Here is a 19,928-nt window from a genome sequence, read left to right on the forward strand (position 1 = left end):
TGTGGCCGCCACGGTGGCGGTCTGTGACCGGGCTAGCTACCCAGCCGTTTTCCGCTCCAATCCCGCACGGCAGGTATCGGAATCGTCACGATCCGGCCGAGGTCGGACGGCGCGGGACATCGATCACCGGTCAAGGTCTTGCGCCGGGCACGGATAGATGAAAGTTTCCTACCGGAGGCGTGGGCAGTGCGGCGAATCTTGCCGCAACCCCGCCGCCGACCGTCCCCCCGGACCCGACGAAGGGACCGCACCGCATGAAGGCAACTCGGCTCGGAGCCGCCGCGCTGGCCGCGGCGCTGCTCAGCGCGCTGGTCGCCGGCACGCCGGCGCAGGCCGCACCCGACGACACCAGCACCGCCACTTCCCCCTCCACCGACTGCGTCACCGACCCGGCCACCCCCAAGCGCCAGTTCCGGGCCATGTGGATCGCCTCGGTGACGAACATCGACTGGCCCACAAAGGACTCCTGGACCGCGCCGGACCAGGTGGCCAAGCAGAAGGCCGAATACCTGGCCTGGCTCGACCTGGCCCAGAAGCTCAACCACAACGCCGTGGTGGTCCAGGTCCGCCCGACCGCCGACGCGTTCTGGCCCTCGCCGTACGAGCCGTGGTCGGAGTACCTGACCGGCGTACGCGGCAAGAACCCCGGCTGGGACCCGCTGGCCTTCCTGGTCGACGAGTCGCACAAGCGGAACCTGGAGTTCCACGCCTGGTTCAACCCGTACCGCGTCTCCATGCCCGCCCCCGGCGGCGCCGGCGCCGACCTGTCGCAACTGGCCCCGGACAGCCCGGCCCGCCAGCACCCCGACTGGGTCTTCGCCTACCCGCCCGCCGGCGTCGCCGGCAGCCGGCTCTACTACAACCCCGGCGTCCCCGAGGTCCGCGAGTTCGTCCAGACCGCGATGATGGACGCGGTCAAGCGGTACGACATCGACGGCGTGCACTTCGACGACTACTTCTACCCGTACCCGAGCGGCACCCACCAGGTGCCCGACGACGCCACGTTCGCGGCGTACAACAGGGGCTTCACGGACAAGGCCGACTGGCGGCGGGACAACATCAACCTGCTGATCCAGGAGATGAACGCCAAGATCAAGGCGGTCAAGCCGTGGGTGAAGTTCGGCGTCAGCCCGTTCGGCATCTGGCGCAACGCGTCGGCCGACCCGAACGGCTCGGACACCACCGGCTCGCAGTCGTACGACATCATCTCCGCCGACTCCCGCAAGTGGGTGAAGGAGGAGTGGATCGACTACATCGTGCCGCAGCTCTACTGGTACATCGGCCAGTACCCGGCCGCCGACTACGCCCGGCTCGTGCCGTGGTGGGCCGAGCAGGTGCGCGGCACGCGGGTGCAGCTCTACATCGGCCAGGCCGACTACAAGAGCGGTGACCCGGCGTACGGGTCGTTCTGGATGAACCCGCAGGAGCTGTCGAACCACCTGACGCTCAACCGGTCGTACCCGGAGGTGCTCGGCAACGTGCACTTCTCCGCGGTGCAGGTACGGGCGAACCGGCTCGGCGCCACCGACATCTACGCCGCCGAGCACTACTCCCGCCCCGCGCTGGTGCCCACCATGACGCACCTGCCGCGCAAGCCGCTGCTGTTCCCGGTGGTCACCAAGGCCCAGCGGGAGGCGGACGGGGTACGCCTGAGCTGGCGTCAGCCGGCCGACGGCAAGGGCCCGCTCGGCACCGCCGCGTCGTACGCGATCTACCGGTTCGACGGGCACGGCCTGGCCGGGCGCTGCGACTTCGCCGACGCCTCGCACCTGATCGGCACCGTGCGGGCCACCGACGGCGCCGTGCAGTCCTGGGTGGACACCACGGCGGCCGACGGCGCCCGGTACACCTACTACGTGACCGCGCTGGACCGGCTGGCGAACGAGAGCCCGGCGAGCCCGCCGCGCTTCGTCCGCTGATTCACCCCGAATGCCCCCGGGCCGCCTCGCCGGTCCGGGGGCATTCGTCTGTTCAGGCGGATGTCAGCGAGCCGTTCCCCGGGGCATCGCCCCAGCTCACCCCTTTGATCGACACTTGTCGACACCCGGAGATCCCGGCCACCACCACGCGGAGGTTCCCGTGTCCCGTCGCCTCGCCACCACCCTCGCCGCCGGCGCACTCGCCCTGCTCACCCTGCTCGGTCTGGCCACACCGGCCGCCGCCGCGGTGAGCACCCAGCAGAAGCTGTCCGTCCTGACCAGCTGGACGCAGACCAGCGCGTCCAGCTACAACGCCTGGAACAGCGCCCGGCAGAACCGGTCCCCCTGGACCGAGTACGGCTTCGACTGGTCCACCGACTACTGCTCGTCCAGCCCGGACAACCCGATCGGCTTCAACTTCAAGCTCTCCTGCTACCGGCACGACTTCGGCTACCGCAACCACAAGGCGATGGGCGTCTTCTCCGCCAACAAGGCCCGCCTGGACAACGCCTTCTACGCCGACCTGAAGCGGGTCTGCGCCACGTACAACGCGGTGGTCCGGCCCGCCTGCTACAGCCTCGCCTGGACGTACTACCAGGCGGTGAGCGTCTTCGGTTCGGTCGCCGCCGTGTCCCCGGCCGACCTCGACCGCGCCGCCCGGATGAAGGCCGACGCCGAACGCCACGCCGCCGCCCGCGCCTGACGCACCACGCGGGGAGTCCGCCGCACGGCGGGCTCCCCGGCGCAGTACGGAACGGTCGCCCGCCTCAGCCCGCCGTGCTGCGCGGCTGGAACGCCGGCCAGGAGCCCTGCGCGGGAACGCCGAACCGGGGCGAGTCGGCGGCCAGGTCCGGGTGCTCGACATGCAGGGCCAGCGCCGCCACCTCGTCCAGCCGCAGCCCCGTCCCGGCGCCGTAGGCCGCGTCGAACGCCTCGTCGCCGAGCACCCGGCGCAGCTCCGCCTGCCGGGCCGCCCAGTACGGGCCGTATATCCCCGGCGTGGCCCGCAGGTTCGACCGGGTGGCCTGCGCCGCGCCGAACAGCCGGGCCGCGGAGAGCGCGTCCCCGGCCAGCGCGCAGCGCACCGCTATCGCGTTGATCGTGTCGCAGGCCCGGCCCAGGTAGCCGTGGCTCATCCGCGACCGCAACGCCACCAGCAGGTGCTCGTGCGCCGCCACCAGGTCACCCCGGGCCAGCGCCACCATCCCGAGCAGCATGTCCACCGAACGGCCGCCCCGCTCCGCCGGCCGCGACGCCTCGACCGGGCGGGCCGCGGCGAGCACCTCGGCGGCCTCGTCCAGCGCGCCCCGGCGCCAGAGCAGCTCGGCCAGGTTGTAGACGGCGAGCAGCGCGTCCCCGACCACGTCCTGCGCGTACGCCCAGTCGATCACCTCGCGGCAGACCCGCTCCGCCTCGGCGAACTGGCCCATGTCGACGAGCGGCGCGGCGCGCCCGGCCAGCACCCGGGCCAGCAGCCCCCGGTCACCGGACTGCCGGGCGGCCGCCTCGGCCCGCTGCGAGTACCGCAGCTCCTCGCCGAACTCGCCGTCCGCGCCCGCGTGCAGCGAATGCATGTGGTACGCGGCGGCCAGCTCGGCCTCCGGCATCACCTCACCGGTCTCGGCGAGCCGGCCGTAGAGCCGGAACAGCCAGAGCCGCCCCTCCCGGGCCAGCCCGCGTTCCCGCCACCACTGGTCCAGGTCGCCGGCCAGGCGCAGCCCCGCCCGGGCGCTACCGCCGGTCGCGCACCAGCGCAGCGCGGCCCGCAACTCACCGGCCAGCGGATCCAGCGCGTACAGGGAGAGCGTCACCGGACGGCCGTCCGGCCCGAGGCACGCCCGGTCCAGCGCGTGCCGGCACCAGTCCACGTGCCGGTCCCGGGCGCTCTGCTCCTCGCCCGCCTCGACCAGCCGCCGGGCCGCGTACGCCCGGATCGGGTCGAGCATCCGGTACGTGCTGCCCGAGGCGTGCGGCTCGGCCAGCACCATCGACTTGTCCACGAGCACCGAGAGCGGGTCGAGCGGGTCCTCGCCGAGCAGCCACTGCACGGTGGGCAGGTCCACCGGTCCGGCGAACACCGCCATCCAGCGCAGCAGCCGGGCCGAACGCGCGCCGAGCGTCCGGTACGACCAGGTGACGGTCGCCTGGATGGTCAGGTGCCGCTCACTGGCCGAGCGCTGCACCGCGCGGGTCGCCGGCGTGGGCGGTGCGGCGCCGGTCGCCGCGGCCACCAGGTCCACGGTGTCCTGCTGGTTGCCGCTCCAGCCCGCCTCCACCGGCGGCGGCTCCGCCGTCTCCCGTCCCGCGTCGAGCGTGCCCAGCATGTCGTCCAGCCGCTCCGCCAGCTGCCCGGCGGAGAGCACCCGCAGCCGGGCGGCGGCCAGCTCTATGGCCAGCGGCAGCCCGTCCAGGCGGCGGACCACCCGGTGCAGGTCGGCCTGCTCGGCCGCCTCCGGCGCCCGCCCGCCCCGGGCCACCGCCGTGCGGTCCAGCAGCAACGCCACCGCGTCACTGCCACCGTCGGGCCCCTCGTCCACCGACAGCGGCGGGATCCGCCACACCACCTCACCGGGTACGCCGAACGACTCCCGGCTGGTCGCCAGCACCCGTACGCCCCGGCCACCGGCCAGCAGCCGGCTGATCACCTCGGCCGACGCCGCGGTCTGGGCGTCGCAGGTGTCCAGCAGCACGAGCATCCGGCGCGGCGCCGCGTACTCGACGAGGGTGTCGAGCATCGGCCGGCCGGGCTCCGGGCGGAGGCCGAGCACGGCGGCGATCTCGAACGCCACGAGCCCCGGGTCGGTCACCGCGGCGATGTCGACGAACCAGACCCCGTCCGGGTAGTCCTCCACGATCCCGGAGGCCAGCTCCACGGCCAGCCGGGTCTTGCCGGCGCCGCCCGCGCCGAGCACCGTCACCAGGCGGTACGCCTCGACCAGCCGGCCCAGCTCGGCGCGCTCGGCCTGCCGGCCGACGAACGAGGTGACCTGGGTGGGCAGGTTGTGAGCCGCCGCGTCGGCGGTACGCGGGCGTGGGAAACGCCGCTCCAGACCGGGCGCGACGAGCTGGAACAGCCGCTCCCGGTCGTCGAAGCCACGCAGCCGGTGCAGGCCGAGGTCCAGCAGGGACACACCGTCCGGCAGCGGTTCGGCGTGCTTGGCGGTGGCGGCCGAGCAGAGCACCTGCCCGCCGTGCGCGGCGGCGGCCACCCGGGCGGCCCGGTGCACCTCGGGGCTGGCGTACTCGCCGTCGCGCGGCTCGGCGTAGCCGGTGTGCAGTCCCATCCGGACCCGGGGCGTGGCGTCCGGGTTGGGCCAGTCGTGGCCGGCGAGCGCGCGCTGCGCGGTCAGGCAGGCGTGCACCGCGGCGGCGGCGTCCGGGAACGCGAGGAAGAACGAGTCGCCCTCGGTCAGCAGCTCGGCCCCGTCGGTGCCGGCGAGGGTGTCCCGCAGCAGCCGGCGATGCTCGTGCAGCACCGGCCGGTAGACCGGGCCCAGCATCCGGGCCAGCCGGGTCGAACCTTCGATGTCGGTGAACACGAAGGTCACCCACCCGCTCGGGAGGTGGTGTTCTGGCGACATACGTCGAACCTCCGCCCGCTGACGTCGGATCCATGCTGCCCTATGATCGCGCCGTCACGCATCGTGAGAACGGTTGGGCGGATTCCGACCCAAGGTGCCAAAAGATCACACGGGCGGCAAGAGCCGGTTCGACCCGCGGGACGAGCGGCGGAAACTCAGCAGCCGCAGGAGCCGCCGCAGCAACCTCCACCGCTGGGAATCCCACCAGTAGGGCCGGAACCACCACGCCCGGTGACGGCGACAGCGGAGAGCAGCTTCACCGTGTCGGCGTGACCCCGTGGGCAGGTGGCCGGCTGGGCGGCCTCGGCCATCGGGCGGTTGACCTCGAAGGTGTCGCCGCAGGCGCGGCAACGGAACTCGTACCGGGGCATGACATCAGCGTACGGCGGACCTGACGCCGTCACACGGATGGGTGATACTCGACGGGTGGTGGACGGCGAACGGCGAGCGACGGCCCGGCCCCTGCGACCCGCCGTGCCGCCCGACGGCGACGCCCGGCCCGTCCCGCGTCCCCGCCGCGAGCGCGACCCCATTCCCCCGAAGCCGCCCGCCGGCCCGGCCCGCGACCCGGACGCCACGGCTGGCGAGCCGAGCACGGACCCGGGCGCGAAGCCGCAGCCCGAGCCGGACGCGAAGCAGGAGCGCACGCCCGCCGCCGGAGCCGACACGGACACCAAGGCTGACGCGGGCGCCCCGTCCGGCGAGAAGCCGGAGGCGAAGGCCGAGGCGGCGGACGACGCGCAGCCGGCCGGCGGGCGACGTCGGCGCGTGCCGTTCGCGCACGCCGTCCGCACCCGCCCGCGGCAGCTCGCCGTCGGCGCGGCCAGCGCCACCCGCGCCTGGTCCCGCCGCCCCGCCGGGCGGACCACGCTGCCGGCGCTGTTCCTGCTCGCCCTGGTCGGCGCCGCCACCACGGCCGGCGCGGTGATCGTGCCGGCCGCCGTCGGCAGGCCGGCGTCGGTCGACGAGGCCCTGCCGGAGCCGACCGTGGCGCGGACCGCCGCGCCCGCCGCGACGCCCCTGTTCCCGGACCCGTCCGGGCTGTCCGGCACCGCCGCGCCGACCGGAACGCCGCTGCCCGGCGGCGTGACTGTCGCACCACCCACCGGTCGTCCCGCCGACGCCCTCGCCGACTGGGCGAGGCGGGTCAGCGCGGTCACCGCCATCCCGGTGGTGGCGCTCCAGGCGTACGCCTACGCCGAGCTGGTGCTCGCCCAGACCAACCGTGCCTGCCAGCTGAGCTGGACCACGCTCGCCGCCATCGGGCACGTCGAGTCCGGGCACGGCTCGGCCAACGGCGCCACGCTCGGGCCCGACGGCCGGGCCCTGCCGGAGATCAAGGGGCAGCCGCTCGACGGGCAGGGCGGCCGGTCCCGGATCCTCGACACCGACCAGGGGCAGCTCGACGGCGACCGCGTCTACGACCGGGCGCTCGGGCCGATGCAGTTCATCCCGACCACCTGGCAGGAGATCGGCGCCGACGCGGACAACGACGGCGTGAAGAACCCCCACGACATCGACGACGCGGCGCTGGCCGCCGGCCAGTATCTGTGCAAGGGCGGCCGGAACATGACCATCCCGGGTGACTGGTGGGGGGCCATCCTCTCGTACAACGATGTGCGCCGGTACGCCCAGGCGGTCTTCGACAAGGCCGACGAGTACGGCAGGCTCAGCCGCAACGTGAGGTGACCGCTCGCGTACATTCGCGGACTGAACCCTTCCCCCCGGCAGCGGTTGACGGCAAGCTAGACGGGTGATGGTGCGCGAGTGGAACCCTCGGACCGCCTCGTCCGCCGAGATCGCGTCCCTGCTGGACACGCTGAACGCGGTCCTGGCGGCCGACCTGCCGCAGGACCCGCCCTGGCAGGAGAGCTCCATGCGGGAGTACCTGTCCGAGGTGATGCCCGGCGAGCGGCGGATCTCCTGGGTGGCGCAGGAGGACGACGCTCCGGACGGCACGCCCGGAGCGATCGTCGGGCATGTGCACGTGCTGCTGCTGGGCGGCATCGGCGTACTGGAGGTGCTGGTGCATCCGGCGGTCCGGCGCACCGGGCTCGGCCGTGAGCTGGTCCGGGTGGCCGCCCGCCGGGTGTGGGACGAGGGCTTCCAGTCGATCGGCGTGGAGGTGGTCGGCGACACCCCGGCCGTGGCGTTCTACGAGTCGCTGGGCTTCACCCGCGACTATGTGGAGACCCGCAGCGTGCTCGACCTGCGTACGGTGGACTGGCCGGCGCTGACCGAGATGGCCGCCGAGGTGGGCGCGGGCTATCACGTGGAGTTCTGGCCCGGCGGGCCGCCGGACGAGCTGCTCGAGGCGTACGCGCGGGCCAAGGCCGAGGTGCGCGACTCCGACGACGTGGAACTGCGGCCCAGCTCCTACGACCCGGACCGGCTGCGGGACAGTCTCGCCACGTTGCACCGGCGCGGCATGAAGCCGTACATCGTGCTGGCGTTGCACGAGCGGACCGGGGACGTGGCCGGGCTGACCGAGGTGGTGGTGCCGGCGCAGCACCCGACCCGGGCCGACCAGTACGACACGATCGTCGTCCACGACCACCGTGGTTACGGCATCGACCGGGCCATCAAGGCGCGGATGCTGCTGGAGCTGCGCTCGGCCGAGCCCCAGCTGGTCGAGGTGCAGACCTGGAACGCGCAGGACAACGAGTCGATGCTGAAGGTCAACGCCGAGCTGGGTTACCGCCCCGACCGCGACTGGTGCGAGTACGGGGTGGACGTCGCCGAACTGGTGCACCGGCTGGACAGTCACCGCTGACCGTTCACCGGACGGCCACCGAAGGGCTGGACGGTGGACCCACGAGACCCTTAACGTTCGTTAGTTCCTGTCCACCCACCGTGGAGGCCCCATGCGCCCGCGCCGCACCCTCGCCGCGCTCGCGACCACCGCCGCCGTCACCCTCACGGCGATCGCTGTCGCACCCCCCGCGGCCAGCGCCGCGCCCACCGACCTGCTCATTTCCGAGTACGTCGAGGGGTCGTCCAACAACAAGGCCGTCGAGCTGTACAACGGCACCGGCGCCCCGATCGACCTGGCTGCCGCGGGCTACCAGCTCCAGCTCTACTTCAACGGCGCCAGCACGTCGACGAACATCGCGCTGACCGGCACCGTCGCCGCCGGGGACGTGTTCGTCTTCGCCGCCGCGTCGGCCGCGCCCGCGATCCTCGCCCAGGCCGACCAGACGTACGGCGGGTCGCTGTTCAACGGCGACGACGCGATCGTGCTGCGCAAGGGTGACACGGTGGTCGACTCCCTCGGCCAGGTCGGCGTCGACCCGGGCAGTGAGTGGGGCAGCGGGCTCACCAGCACCGCCGACAACACGTTGCGCCGGCTGCCCTCGGTGACCGCCGGCGACACCGATCCGGCGGACCCGTTCGACCCGGCCGCGCAGTGGGCCGGCTTCGCCACCGACACGTTCGACGGGCTGGGCAGCCACACCATCGGCGGAGGCGGCCCGGTCGACCAGCCGCCGACGCTGGCCTGCGGCGGCGCGCTGACGCTGTCGGCGGGCGCCACCGCGACCCGCGAGGTGACCGCGACCGACGCCGACGACACGATCACCGACCTCGCGGTCACCAGCGTCGTGCCGGCTCCGGCGAGCGGCTCGATCAGCCGTACCGCGTTCACCCCGGCGGCCGGGGACGGTGGCACGGCCACCGCCACGCTGACCGCCACCGGCCTGCCGGCCGGCAGCTACGCGGTCACGGTGACCGCCACCGACGACGACGGCGACACCGCCACCTGCACGCTCTCCGTGCAGGCCACCAGCGTGCTGTCGATCGGCGAGGTGCAGGGCCGCACCGGCGACGACGAGGACGGCCGCGCCGACCGGTCGCCGCTCGCCCCGGCCAGCGGCAACGGCACCAGCTCACAGTTGTACGACGTGCGCGGCGTCATCACCGGCATGTCGCTGACCCGCAGCTCGGCCGGGGCCGACCAGTGGGGCTTCTACCTGCAGAGCCGGCTCGGCACCGAGGACGGCGACCCGCTCACGTCCGACGGGCTGTTCGTCTTCATGGGCTCGTTCACCACGCTGATCGGCGGGTACGCCCCCACCGTCGGCGACGAGGTAGTGCTGCGCGGCCGGGTCTCCGAGTACTTCAACCAGACCCAGCTCTCCGGCGCCTCGCTGGTCCGCAAGCTCGACTCCGGCCTCGACGTGGACACCGCGGTCCGGGTCGACGACGCGGTCCCGCCGGCCGAGGCGGCCGCCGCCGACCTGTTCTGGGAGCGGCACGAGGGCGAGCGGATGCGGGTACGCGCCGGCAGCGGCGTATCCGCGCCCCGGCACATCTACTCCTCCACCGCCGACTCCGAGATCTACGTGCTGGACCGGGAGGACCCGGTCATGAAGCGGTCCGACCCGTACGCCCGCCGGGTGTTCCGGGACGCGCACCCGCTCGACGACATCCCCGGCACGCTCTTCGACAACGGCAACAACCAGCGCATCCTGCTGGGAGCGGGCGGCGTGAAGGCGGCCGCCGGTGACTCCCGCGCGCTGCTGCCCGAGGCGCGCACGTTCGACACGCTGACCGAGGACGCCTACGGCTCCGTGTCGTACGCGTTCAGCAAGTACAGCGTGCAGCCCGAGCAGCTCACCCTGACCGGTGGCGCGGACCCGGCCGCGAACCACCCGCCGCAGCCGGCCGACCGCGGCAGCGAGGTCGCGATCGCCACCTACAACGTGGAGAACCTGTACGACTACCGGGACGACCCGTTCGACGGCTGCGACTTCGCCGGCAACACCGGATGTACGGGGGTCAGCCCGCCGTTCGACTACGTGCCGGCGAGCCAGGAGGCGTACGCCGCCAAGCTGGCCGCGCAGGCCCGGCAGATCGTCAACTCGCTGCACAGCCCGGACCTGATCCTGGTGCAGGAGGCCGAGGACCAGGACATCTGCTCGGTGGTCGACGGCGCCCTGGCGTGCGGTGACACGAACAACGCCGACGGCGCGCCGGACACCGTGCAGGAGCTGGCGCTGGCCATCGCGGCCAACGGCGGCCCCGCCTACGCCGCCGCGTACGACCGCACCGGCGCGGACGCCCGCGGCATCGCCTCGGCGTTCCTCTACCGCACCGACCGGCTCACGCTGGCCGAGGCGACCGCCGCGGACCCGCTGCTGGGCTCCGCGCCGACCGTCCAGTACCGCTCGGCGGCGCTCGCGTCCAACACGGACGTGCAGAACCCGAAGGCGTTCAACGCGGTGCTGCCCGCCGACGTGGACCGGTCGACCGGCGTGGACGGCAGCAACGTCTACACCCGCGCGGCCCAGCTGGCCCGGTTCACTGTCAAGGCCGCGCCCGGCTCGACCGAGCGGTTCACGCTCTGGGCGGTCGCCAACCACTTCTCGTCCGGGCCGGACAGCCGGGTCGGGCAGCGCCGCGAGCAGGCCGCGTACGGCGCCGCGATCGTCGCGGCGGTCGAGGCGAGCGACCCGAACGCCCGCGTGGTCTACGGCGGCGACCTGAACGTGTTCCCCCGCCCGGACGACCCGATCGCCACCGCACAGAACCCGACCCCGTCGGACCAGCTCGCCCCGCTGTACGAGGCCGGGCTGCACAACCTCTGGGACGACCTGGTGGCGGACGCGCCCGCGTCGGCGTACTCGTACACCTTCAGCGGCCAGGCGCAGACGCTGGACAACCTGTTCGTGAACGACCCGATGCACGACGACCTGGTGCAGGTACGGACGGCGCACATCAACGCCGACTATCCGACCGACGCGCCGGAGCTGGGTGACCGGGGCGCCAGCGACCACGACCCGCAGGTGGCCCGGTTCCGGTCGCGTGCCTCGCTGCGGGTGGCCGACACCTCGGTGGCAGAGGGCGACAAGGGCACCCGCGCGATGACGTTCACCGTCACCGTGTCCCGCCCGCTCTCCGAGCCGGCGTTGATCTGCGCGACCACCTACGGCACGACCGCCCAGGCGGGGTCGGACTACGACCCGTACGTGGGTTGCAAGCTGCTCCCCGCGGGCCAGACCTCGCTGGCGTTCCCGGTCACCGTGCGCGGCGACCGCAAGCGCGAGGCGGACGAGAAGCTCACGCTGTACGTGGCGGGTGTGCCGGGCCTGCGGCTGGCCGACCCGTCCGGCGTCGGGACGATCCTGAACGACGACTGACAGGTGTTCCGGGCGGCGGCCCGTCGATTCGCTCATGGGCGGATCGGCGGGCCGCCGCGGTATCCGCACCGCTGCGGATCGGGCGGGGGCGGCACGTTCCGGTACTTGGCCACCCGCACCTCCCACTGGCTGCGGCGGCGCAGCGCGTCCCGGACCGCCCGGTCGCGGTAGAAGGTCTCCGGCGGGCGGGCCAGCCCGTACCGGTCGGCCCACCACTCCCCCGGCTCCGGGTCGGTGACGACGTCGAGGTGGGACGGGTACCGCCGCTCCGCGCCGTCACGCAGGTCGGCCCGGTCACGCATCGGCTTGAGCACCGTGCCGGCCTCGTCGACGACCACGAGCCGGAAGCCGGCCGTGCCCACGATGCGCGACAGCATGGCCAGGCTCGGCGTCAGGCTGCCCGCCTCGATCCGCCCGACCGTGCTCGGATGCACCCGGGCGAACCCCGCTCCGCACCCCTGTGGAAAACCTGGAATCCGCCGCCCGACCAAACCTCGCCGTGCGTCAACCGCCCCACTCAAGGCACACGGAGCGTGACATCACTGTGCGTTAGCCAGTACTGCCGAAGCGAACGCCGCACACTCAAGACAAATAACAACCAATCCGGACACGACGCTCGGCATAGCCGAGCCAAGGAAGACCACCTCAGTCGACTTTGCTCTGCAGCCTTCGAAGCACTGCTTACGCTTCGTGACAGTTGCGCCCGTGGCTGCAGAGCAAAGTCGGCTGAGGGGCATAGCGCCTGCCGCCCTGAAAACTACTGTGAGCTACCGCGTCTGGCTGTGGACAACTTGAGGCAACGCACCGCCCGCGGATCTCACCGACGCGCCACGACACGCGCGCCGGCGCGAGCCCGCCCCGGGTCCGACGCCGGGCGGCCGGGCGAGGGTCAGTAGCGCTCGCGCAGCAGCTGGGCCGCCTCGACCGCCCAGTAGGTGAGGATGATCTGCGCACCGGCCCGGCGGATCGAGGTGAGCGTCTCCAGCATCACCCGCTCCCGGTCGATCCAGCCGTTCGCGGCGGCCGCCTCGACCATCGCGTACTCGCCGGAGACCTGGTAGGCGGCGACCGGGACGTCCACCGCGGCCCGGACCGCCGACACCACGTCGAGGTAGGGCAGCGCGGGCTTCACCATCACCATGTCGGCGCCCTCGGCCACGTCCAGCTCGACTTCGCGCAGCGACTCGCGCAGGTTCGCCGGGTCCTGCTGGTAGGTACGCCGGTCGCCCTCCAGCGCCGACTCCACCGCGTCGCGGAACGGGCCGTAGAAGGCGGAGGCGTACTTCACCGCGTACGCGAGCACCGAGACGTCCTGGTGCCCGGCGGCGTCGAGCGCCTTGCGGACCACGCCGACCTGGCCGTCCATCATCCCGGACGGGCCGACCACGTGGACCCCGGCGGCGGCCTGGGCCACCGCCATGTCGGCGTACGCGGCGAGCGTGGCGTCGTTGTCGACCCCGCCGTCCGGGGTGAGCAGGCCGCAGTGCCCGTGCGAGGTGAACTCGTCCAGGCAGAGGTCGCTCATCACCACAGTCGCGTCACCGACCTCGGCGACCACGTCCCGGATCGCCACGTTCAGGATGCCCGCCGGGTCGACACCGCCGGAGCCGGTCTCGTCGCGCGTCGCCGGCACCCCGAACAGCATGATCCCGCCGACCCCGGCCTGGACCGCTTCGACGGCCGCCTTGCGCAGCGAGTCCCGGGAGTGCTGGAGCACTCCCGGGAGCGAGGCGATCGCCCTCGGCTCGGTCAGCCCCTCCTTGACGAACATCGGCACGACCAGCTCGGCCGGGTCGACGCGGGTCTCGGAGACCAGCCGCCGCACGGCCGCGTTGCGACGCAGCCGGCGGGGCCGGATCTCGGGGTACGGCATGAGGGAGCCTCCTGTCAGCGGAACCTCAGGGCGGTCGGGCCCTGCACCTTGGAGCCCCGGCGCTGCTTCGCCGGCATGGCGGCGAGCTTCTCCCGCAGTTCGACGGCGTAGGCGGCGAGCGCCTCCACCAGGTCGGGCACCGAGGCGTGCGGCGGCTGCACGTCGACCCGCAGGCCGAACTCGGTGGCGGTCTCCGCCGTCTTGGGCCCGATCACTGCAACAACCGTGCGCGCATGCGGCTTCCCGGCGATACCGACAAGGTTCCGCACCGTGGACGACGAGGTGAACAGCACGGCGTCGAACCCGCCCGACTTGATCGCGTCGCGGATCTCGGCCGGCGGCGGGGCCGCCCGCACCGTCCGGTACGCGGTCACGTCGTCGACCTCCCAGCCCCGCTCGGTGAGCCCGGCGGCAAGCGTCTCGGTCGCGATGTCGGCGCGCGGCAGCAGCACCCGGCCGACCGGGTCGAGGACCTCGTCGTGCGGCGAGAACTCGGCCAGCAGGCCCTCGGAGGACTGCTCCCCGGAGGGGATCAGCTCCGGCTGGATGCCGAACGCGCGGACCGCCTCAGCGGTGGCGTCACCGATACAGGCGATCTTGACGCCGCCGAAGTGACGGGCGTCGAGGCCGTGCTCGGCGAACTTCTCCCACACCGCCCGGACCGCGTTGACCGAGGTGAAGATCACCCAGGCGTACCGGCCGTCGACCAGGCCCTTGACCGCCCGCTCCATCTGCGCCGGGGTACGCGGCGGCTCGACCGCGATGGTCGGCACCTCGCACGGGATCGCCCCGTACGCGCGCAGCCGGGCGCTCATCACGCCGGCCTGCTCCTTGGTGCGGGGCACCAGCACCTTCCAGCCGTACAGCGGGCGGTTCTCCCACCAGCTCAGCTTGTCGCGGTCGGTGACGGCCGCGCCGACGGTGAGCACCACCCGGCCGGTGAAGCCGAGCGCCGCCGCGACGAAGGAGTCGACAGTCGACGTGGTGGTGTACTGCGTCTCGCCGGTGCCGTCGCCGGTCACCCCGACCGCTGTGGTGCCGTCGACGCCGGCGGCCAGCAGGCCGTCCCGGACAGCGGCCAGGTCACCGGCGTCCACGGCGAGCGCCAGCGAACCCCGGCCCACGGCCGTGGCGAGCGCGTCGAAGTCGAGCGCGGTGACGTCCTCGACGTCGGCGGCGGTGCGTACGCCCGGCAGCGGGACGCCCGCGTAGGTGGCCACGCCCTCGGCCTGGCCGACGCCCGGCACCACCTCGAAGTGCGCTGCGGTACGCGCGACCGCCTGCACCTCCTTGACCACCGAGTCGTGGCCGAACGGGTCGCCGGCGACCAGGTGCACGGCGTTCTGCCCGGACCGGGCCGCGGAGATCAGCACCTTCGCCACGTCCCCCGGCACGCCCTCGGCGGGGCTGAACTCGGCGTCGGGCCGGGCCTGGGCGCGTACGTGCGCCAGGAGCGACTCGGGTACGCCCCGGTCGTAGACCACCTGGTCGGCCTCGACCAGGGCGTCCAGCGCCCGGCGGGTCAGCAGGCCGGGGTCGCCGGGACCGGCCCCGACGAAAGCGATCTGGCCTACGGGCTTACGGGTGCGGGTCATTCTGTGCTCCCAAGTTGCTGGGTCCCCGGGCCGGCCTGTGCGTCCTGGCCGAGGATCGAGTCGGCGCCGAGTTCGAGGAGTTCGGCGGCGAGTGCCTTGCCGATCTCCGCCGCGTCGGCGGGCGTTCCGGTGCGGGACAGCCGGAGGTCACGCGAACCGTCCGGGCTGATCACCGCACCGCGCAGGTAGATCTCCTGAATCACGTCGCCCTCGTCGGTGGGCTCGCCTTCGGCGAGGACGGCGTACGCGGCCACGGGTGCGCTGCATCCTGCCTCCAGGGTGGCCAGCAGCGCCCGTTCCGCGGTGATCGCGGCGCGGGACGGCTCGTGGTCGAGCAGCGCGAGCATCTCGATCACGTCCTGGTCGTCGGCCCGGCACTCGACGGCCAGCGCGCCCTGAGCGGGCGCGGGCAGCATGAGCATCGGGTCGAGCGTCTCGGTGATGACGTCGGCGCGGCCGATCCGGTTGAGCCCGGCGCGGGCCAGCACGACGGCGTCGAGGTCGGCGTCCGGGCCGAGCACCCGGCTGAGCCGGGTGTCGATGTTGCCCCGGATCGGGGTGACCTCCAACTGCATGCCCAGCGCGTGCAGCTGGGCGATCCGGCGCAGCGCGCCGGTGCCGACGCGGGCGCCGGGGGGCAGCTCGGCGAGCGTACGGCCGTCGGTGGCCACCAGCGCGTCGCGCGGGTCCTGCCGGGGCGGCACGGCCGCGACGTGCAGGCCGGGCGCCGCCGCGGTGGGCAGGTCCTTGTACGAGTGGACGGCGAAGTCGATCTCACCGGCGGTCAGCGCGTCGCGCAGCGCGGACACGAACACGCCGACGCCGAGTCGCTGCACCGGGGCGGTCGACTTGTCCCCGGCGGTCACCACCTCGACCAGCTCGACCGGGCGGCCGGTGGCCGCGGTGAGGGCTTCGGCCACGTGGCCGGACTGGGCCATCGCCAGGGCGCTGCCCCGGGTGCCGAGGCGCAGTGGGGCGGTCATCGCGCACCTCCGGTGGGCGGGATGTCGGCGGCGTCGAACGACGGCCGCCCGTCGAGATCGGTGGCGACCACGTCGGGAACGGTGTCGACCGGGGACGTCTGCGGAACGTCCAGGTCGAACAGCTCGCGCAGCAGCGCCGCGTACTGGTCGCCGCCGGGCTCGGCGGCGAGCTGGCGGACCCGTACGGTCGGCTGGTGCAGCAGTCGCTGGACGACCCGGTGCACGGTCCGGGCCACCTCGGCGCGCTGGTCGTCGCTGAGGTCGGGGCGGCGCTGGCCGAGCCGGCGCAGCTCGGTGGCGACCACGTCGTCGGCCCGGCCGCGCAGGGCGGCCACCGTCGGCGCCACGTCGGCGCCGCGCAGCCAGCTCAGGAACGACTCGACCTCACCGGCGACGATCCGGGCCACCTCGGCGGCGTCGGCGGCGGCCGGCCCGTCGGCGAGCACGGCGGCCATCCGATCGATGTCGACGACCTCGACGCCGGGCAGCTCGGCGACGCCGGGCTCGACGTCGCGCGGTACGGCCAGGTCGAGCAGGACCAGCGGGCCGCGGTCGGCGTTCCGGCGGGCCAGTGCCCGGGTCACCACGTCGCGGGTGAGCACCGGCTCGGTGGCGGCGGTGGCGGCGACCACGACGTCGACGTCGGCGAGCGCGGTGATCAGCTCGGCCATCGGCACGGCGGACGCGCCGTACGACTCGGCGAGCCGGACGGCACGGGCGGCGCCCCGGTTGGTCACGGTGAGCGGGCCGGCGCCCAGCCGGGACAGCGTGGCCACGCCCAGCGAGCCCATCGCGCCCGCGCCGACGATCATCGCGGGCCGCCCGGCCAGTTCGCCGTCGAGCATCTCGGCGGCGAGGTCCAGGGCGGCGGTGACGACGCTCTGCCCGGCCCGGTCGATGTTGGTCTCGGCGTGCGCGCGCTTGCCGACCCGCAGCGCCTGCTGCATCAGCTCGTGCAGCAGGCGGCCGGCCGAGTCGGCGCCACCGGCGGAGTGGTAGGCGTCGCGGAGCTGGCCGAGGATCTGCGCCTCGCCGACCACCATCGAGTCGAGCCCGGCGGCCACCCGGAAGACGTGGTCCACGGCGGCGGCGTCGTAGTGCACGTAGAGGTGCGGGGCGAGCGCCGCCGGCTGGCACCCGGCCTGATCGGCCAGGACCGCGCAGATGTCGCCGAGTCCGCCGTGGAACCCGGAGACGGCGGCGTAGACCTCCACCCGGTTGCAGGTGGAGACCAGGACGGCCTCGGCGACGTACGGCTGGGCGATCAGGCGGTCCAGCGTCCGGGTGAGGTCGGCGGGCGGGACGGCGAGCTGTTCCAGGGTGGCGACCGGGGCGGTGCGGTAGGACGCGCCGACGACGAGCAGTTTCACGTGCCGATCGCCTCCTGGGTGTCGGTGGCCGCGAGTCCGCCGGGCAGGGCGGTGAGGGCGGTCCCGCCGGTGGCGGGGAGCGCGGTCAGCGACGCCTTGCGGTGCTCGTGGAAGGACAGGATCTGCAGCTCGATGGCGAGGTCGACCTTGCGCACGTCGACCCCGTCCGGGACCGAGAGTACGCAGGGCGCGAAGTTGAGGATGCTCGTCACGCCGACGGCGACCAGCTGATCGGCGACCGCCTGGGCGGCCGGGGCGGGCGTGGCGATGACGCCGATCGAGATCGATTCCTCGGCGACCACCTGGGGCAGGTCGTCGATGTGCTGGACGACGAGTCCGTTGATCCGCTCGCCGACCCGGGACCGGTCGGCGTCGAGGAGCGCGGCGATACGGAAGCCGCGGTTGGCGAAGCCGTCGTAGCCGGCCAGCGCGTGACCGAGGTTACCCACGCCGACGAGCGCGACGGCCCGGCACTGGGTGAGCCCGAGCACCGAGGAGATCTGGTCGACCAGGAGCGCCACGTCGTAGCCGACGCCCCGGGTGCCGTACGAGCCGAGGTGAGACAGGTCCTTGCGGAGCTTCGCGGAGTTGACGCCTGCCGCGTTGGCGAGCCCTTCGCTGGACACCGTCTCGTGCCCGGAGTCGGCGAGCGTGTGCAGCGCACGCAGGTATTCCGGGAGCCGGGACACGGTCGCCTCGGGCAGGTCCGGAAGCGCCGGTACGGCACCGGTGCGGCCGGGCGCGCCTGGTTGACGGTGCTGACTCATGAGACTCCGTGCGGTGCGATCCTCGACCAGCGACGGGGGCCGGTCGTTTCGGGACTCCCGCTGGCGACCGAGATTGCCGGCTGTGCTAGCAGGGCGCGTCGGAACTACAGAGTAGGCGCTTGTGAAGAGGTGCACAAATCGCGATCTTGAAAGCTCGCGACGCGCCTTCACCTGCCCCTCCATTCCCGCAAGATCGATCGACCGCCTCCCTTGGCGGCGCGTGGCGATTATTGCTCAATCCCGACTTCCCTGACCAATCGCGCGCGGCTCGTAGCGCTCCGTCACCGGCGTGGCGAGGCGAGTCTCACGTTTTGCAGTAGGGAGAACCCCACCCCCAAGAGGCCAGCGTGCGGGATGGGTCGGCGGGGCACGCGCCCATAGCCTCGAACCATGACCGCCGCACCACTGGCCACCGCGCCCACTCCGCTGTCCCCCGTCCACGGGCTGCTGCGCCGCCTCGCCCGCGACACCACCTACGTACTCGTGGGCTTCCCGCTGGCGATCGTCGGCTTCGTGCTCGCGGTGGTGGGGATCTCACTCAGCGCCGGGCTGCTGGTGACCACGCTCGGCCTGCCGATCCTCGCCGGCTTCCTCTACGCCGCCCGTGGGCTGGCCGACATCGAGCGGCTCCGGCTCGCCGCGGTGCTGGACCGGCCCCGGGTACGCCCGGTCTACCGCCGGCCGGAGCCGGGCGCCGGGTTCTGGCGGCGGGTGTTCACCCCGATCCGGGACGCGCAGTCGTGGCTCGACCTGCTGCACGCGTTCGTCCGGCTGCTGGTGGCCCTGCCCACGTTCGTGCTGCTGGTGGTCTGGTGGGTGCTGGCCCTGGGCGGCACGCTCTACGTCGCCTACGACTGGGCCATCCCGCGCGGCGTCGACGACCAGGACCTGAGCCAGCTCCTCGGGATGGGTGACGGCGCCGGCGCGCGGATCGCCCTGAACACCGCGATCGGGCTGTTCGCCCTGTTCACGCTCCCGCTGGTGGCGCGCGGCTGCGCCCGCCTGCAGGCCGGGCTGGCGTACTCGCTGCTCACCGGCGTGGCCGAGATGCGGCAGCGGATCATCACGCTGGAGGAGCAGAAGCGCGCCGCCGCCTCGGCCGAGGCGGTCGCGCTGCGCCGGCTGGAGCGCGACATCCACGACGGCCCGCAGCAGCGGCTGGTCCGGCTCGCCATGGACCTCGGCCGGGCCCGCCACCAGCTCGCCGACAACCCGGACGCGGCCCGGCAGACGCTCGACGAGGCAGTGGCCCAGACCCGGGAGACGCTGGACGAGCTGCGCGCGCTGTCCCGGGGCATCGCGCCGCCGATCCTGGTCGACCGGGGCCTGCCCAGCGCGCTCGCCGCGCTGGCCGCCCGGGCGCTGGTGCCGACCGAACTGGTGGTGGACGACGACCTGGGCACCGCCGCCGGCCGGCTCGACCCGGGGCTGGAGAGCACCGCGTACTTCGTGGTGGCCGAGGCGCTGACGAACGTGTCGAAGCACAGCCGGGCGAACGCCTGCCGGGTGGAGGTCACCCGGAAGGTGGGCCGGCTGGAGATCACCGTCACCGACGACGGCGTCGGCGGCGCGCACCTGGCCAAGGGCCACGGGCTCAACGGCATCGCCGACCGGGTCCGGGCGGCCGGCGGCACGCTGGAGGTGACCAGCCCGGCCGGCGGCCCGACCCGGGTCCACGCCGAACTACCGAGGTGACCCGGACC

General features: G+C 73.5%; 14 protein-coding genes. 6 read left to right on the forward strand and 8 right to left on the reverse strand.

Annotated elements, in window-relative coordinates:
• Window positions 1-254: 254 nt before the first annotated feature.
• Entirely contained in the window at window positions 255-1,919 is a 1,665-nt protein-coding gene (locus A4R25_RS11130) for a glycoside hydrolase family 10 protein (RefSeq protein WP_064446666.1), read from the forward strand.
• 160 nt (window positions 1,920-2,079) lie between these two features.
• Window positions 2,080-2,622 (forward strand): phospholipase, encoded by a 543-nt coding sequence (locus A4R25_RS11135; RefSeq protein ID WP_064446667.1) that lies wholly within the window; start codon window positions 2,080-2,082, stop codon window positions 2,620-2,622.
• A 64-nt stretch (window positions 2,623-2,686) separates the two neighbouring features.
• On the opposite strand, the gene A4R25_RS11140 is transcribed toward A4R25_RS11135, so the two are convergent.
• Window positions 2,687-5,500, reverse strand: coding sequence for an adenylate/guanylate cyclase domain-containing protein (locus A4R25_RS11140; RefSeq protein WP_064446668.1), 2,814 nt, complete (start codon window positions 5,498-5,500; stop codon window positions 2,687-2,689).
• Between the two features lie 155 nt (window positions 5,501-5,655).
• Window positions 5,656-5,871 carry a zinc ribbon domain-containing protein gene (locus tag A4R25_RS30595; protein ID WP_043328103.1) on the reverse strand — a complete coding sequence of 72 codons (216 nt, stop codon included), beginning with the start codon at window positions 5,869-5,871 and terminating at the stop codon, window positions 5,656-5,658.
• A 37-nt stretch (window positions 5,872-5,908) separates the two neighbouring features.
• Between A4R25_RS30595 and A4R25_RS11145 the strand changes: the two genes are divergently transcribed.
• From A4R25_RS11145 to A4R25_RS11155, 3 genes are all read left to right on the forward strand, one after another.
• On the forward strand, window positions 5,909-7,189 hold the full coding sequence (locus tag A4R25_RS11145) for a lytic transglycosylase domain-containing protein (protein ID WP_231915499.1): 1,281 nt from the start codon (window positions 5,909-5,911) through the stop codon (window positions 7,187-7,189).
• A gap of 67 nt (window positions 7,190-7,256) precedes the next feature.
• Window positions 7,257-8,273 carry a GNAT family N-acetyltransferase gene (locus tag A4R25_RS11150; RefSeq protein WP_043328100.1) on the forward strand — a complete coding sequence of 339 codons (1,017 nt, stop codon included), beginning with the start codon at window positions 7,257-7,259 and terminating at the stop codon, window positions 8,271-8,273.
• A 91-nt stretch (window positions 8,274-8,364) separates the two neighbouring features.
• A complete protein-coding gene (locus A4R25_RS11155; RefSeq protein WP_064446670.1) occupies window positions 8,365-11,637 on the forward strand; it encodes a lamin tail domain-containing protein in 3,273 nt (1,090 codons plus the stop codon).
• A gap of 32 nt (window positions 11,638-11,669) precedes the next feature.
• On the opposite strand, the gene A4R25_RS11160 is transcribed toward A4R25_RS11155, so the two are convergent.
• The 6 genes from A4R25_RS11160 to A4R25_RS11185 form a co-directional block, all read right to left on the reverse strand.
• The gene (locus A4R25_RS11160) at window positions 11,670-12,071 is read right to left on the reverse strand and encodes an XRE family transcriptional regulator (protein WP_223201302.1); all 402 of its coding nucleotides are present in this window, start codon (window positions 12,069-12,071) and stop codon (window positions 11,670-11,672) included.
• 455 nt (window positions 12,072-12,526) lie between these two features.
• A complete protein-coding gene (gene hemB, locus A4R25_RS11165; protein WP_043328097.1) occupies window positions 12,527-13,510 on the reverse strand; it encodes a porphobilinogen synthase in 984 nt (327 codons plus the stop codon).
• 14 nt (window positions 13,511-13,524) lie between these two features.
• On the reverse strand, window positions 13,525-15,105 hold the full coding sequence (locus tag A4R25_RS11170; protein WP_030502883.1) for a uroporphyrinogen-III synthase: 1,581 nt from the start codon (window positions 15,103-15,105) through the stop codon (window positions 13,525-13,527).
• Window positions 15,102-16,088 (reverse strand): hydroxymethylbilane synthase, encoded by a 987-nt coding sequence (gene hemC / locus A4R25_RS11175; RefSeq protein ID WP_064446671.1) that lies wholly within the window; start codon window positions 16,086-16,088, stop codon window positions 15,102-15,104. Before hemC ends, A4R25_RS11170 begins: the two co-directional genes overlap by 4 nt.
• On the reverse strand, window positions 16,085-17,458 hold the full coding sequence (locus A4R25_RS11180; protein ID WP_064446672.1) for a glutamyl-tRNA reductase: 1,374 nt from the start codon (window positions 17,456-17,458) through the stop codon (window positions 16,085-16,087). The genes hemC and A4R25_RS11180 overlap by 4 nt, the downstream gene beginning before the upstream one ends.
• Window positions 17,455-18,225 carry a redox-sensing transcriptional repressor Rex gene (locus A4R25_RS11185; protein WP_043328093.1) on the reverse strand — a complete coding sequence of 257 codons (771 nt, stop codon included), beginning with the start codon at window positions 18,223-18,225 and terminating at the stop codon, window positions 17,455-17,457. Before A4R25_RS11185 ends, A4R25_RS11180 begins: the two co-directional genes overlap by 4 nt.
• Window positions 18,226-18,615: 390 nt before the next feature.
• On the opposite strand from A4R25_RS11185, the gene A4R25_RS11190 reads away from it, so the two are divergent.
• Window positions 18,616-19,920, forward strand: a complete 1,305-nt coding sequence (locus A4R25_RS11190; RefSeq protein WP_064446673.1) for a sensor histidine kinase — start codon at window positions 18,616-18,618, stop codon at window positions 19,918-19,920.
• The last annotated feature ends 8 nt before the right edge of the window (window positions 19,921-19,928 follow it).

Origin of the sequence: Micromonospora sp. NBRC 110037, assembly GCF_001652995.1 — a bacterium.
Classification (GTDB): domain Bacteria; phylum Actinomycetota; class Actinomycetes; order Mycobacteriales; family Micromonosporaceae; genus Micromonospora; species Micromonospora chalcea.

Excerpts from the sequence above, each read along its gene's own strand:
- A4R25_RS11150 (WP_043328100.1), top strand. The coding sequence starts at position 7,257 with ATGGTGCGCGAGTGGAACCCTCGGACCGCCTCGTCCGCCGAGATCGCG.
- A4R25_RS30595 (WP_043328103.1), bottom strand. The coding sequence starts at position 5,871 with ATGCCCCGGTACGAGTTCCGTTGCCGCGCCTGCGGCGACACCTTCGAG.
- A4R25_RS11155 (WP_064446670.1), top strand. The coding sequence starts at position 8,365 with ATGCGCCCGCGCCGCACCCTCGCCGCGCTCGCGACCACCGCCGCCGTC.
- A4R25_RS11130 (WP_064446666.1), top strand. The coding sequence starts at position 255 with ATGAAGGCAACTCGGCTCGGAGCCGCCGCGCTGGCCGCGGCGCTGCTC.
- A4R25_RS11185 (WP_043328093.1), bottom strand. The coding sequence starts at position 18,225 with ATGAGTCAGCACCGTCAACCAGGCGCGCCCGGCCGCACCGGTGCCGTA.
- A4R25_RS11145 (WP_231915499.1), top strand. The coding sequence starts at position 5,909 with ATGGGTGATACTCGACGGGTGGTGGACGGCGAACGGCGAGCGACGGCC.
- hemB (WP_043328097.1), bottom strand. The coding sequence starts at position 13,510 with ATGCCGTACCCCGAGATCCGGCCCCGCCGGCTGCGTCGCAACGCGGCC.
- A4R25_RS11170 (WP_030502883.1), bottom strand. The coding sequence starts at position 15,105 with ATGACCCGCACCCGTAAGCCCGTAGGCCAGATCGCTTTCGTCGGGGCC.
- A4R25_RS11190 (WP_064446673.1), top strand. The coding sequence starts at position 18,616 with ATGACCGCCGCACCACTGGCCACCGCGCCCACTCCGCTGTCCCCCGTC.
- A4R25_RS11140 (WP_064446668.1), bottom strand. The coding sequence starts at position 5,500 with ATGTCGCCAGAACACCACCTCCCGAGCGGGTGGGTGACCTTCGTGTTC.
- hemC (WP_064446671.1), bottom strand. The coding sequence starts at position 16,088 with ATGACCGCCCCACTGCGCCTCGGCACCCGGGGCAGCGCCCTGGCGATG.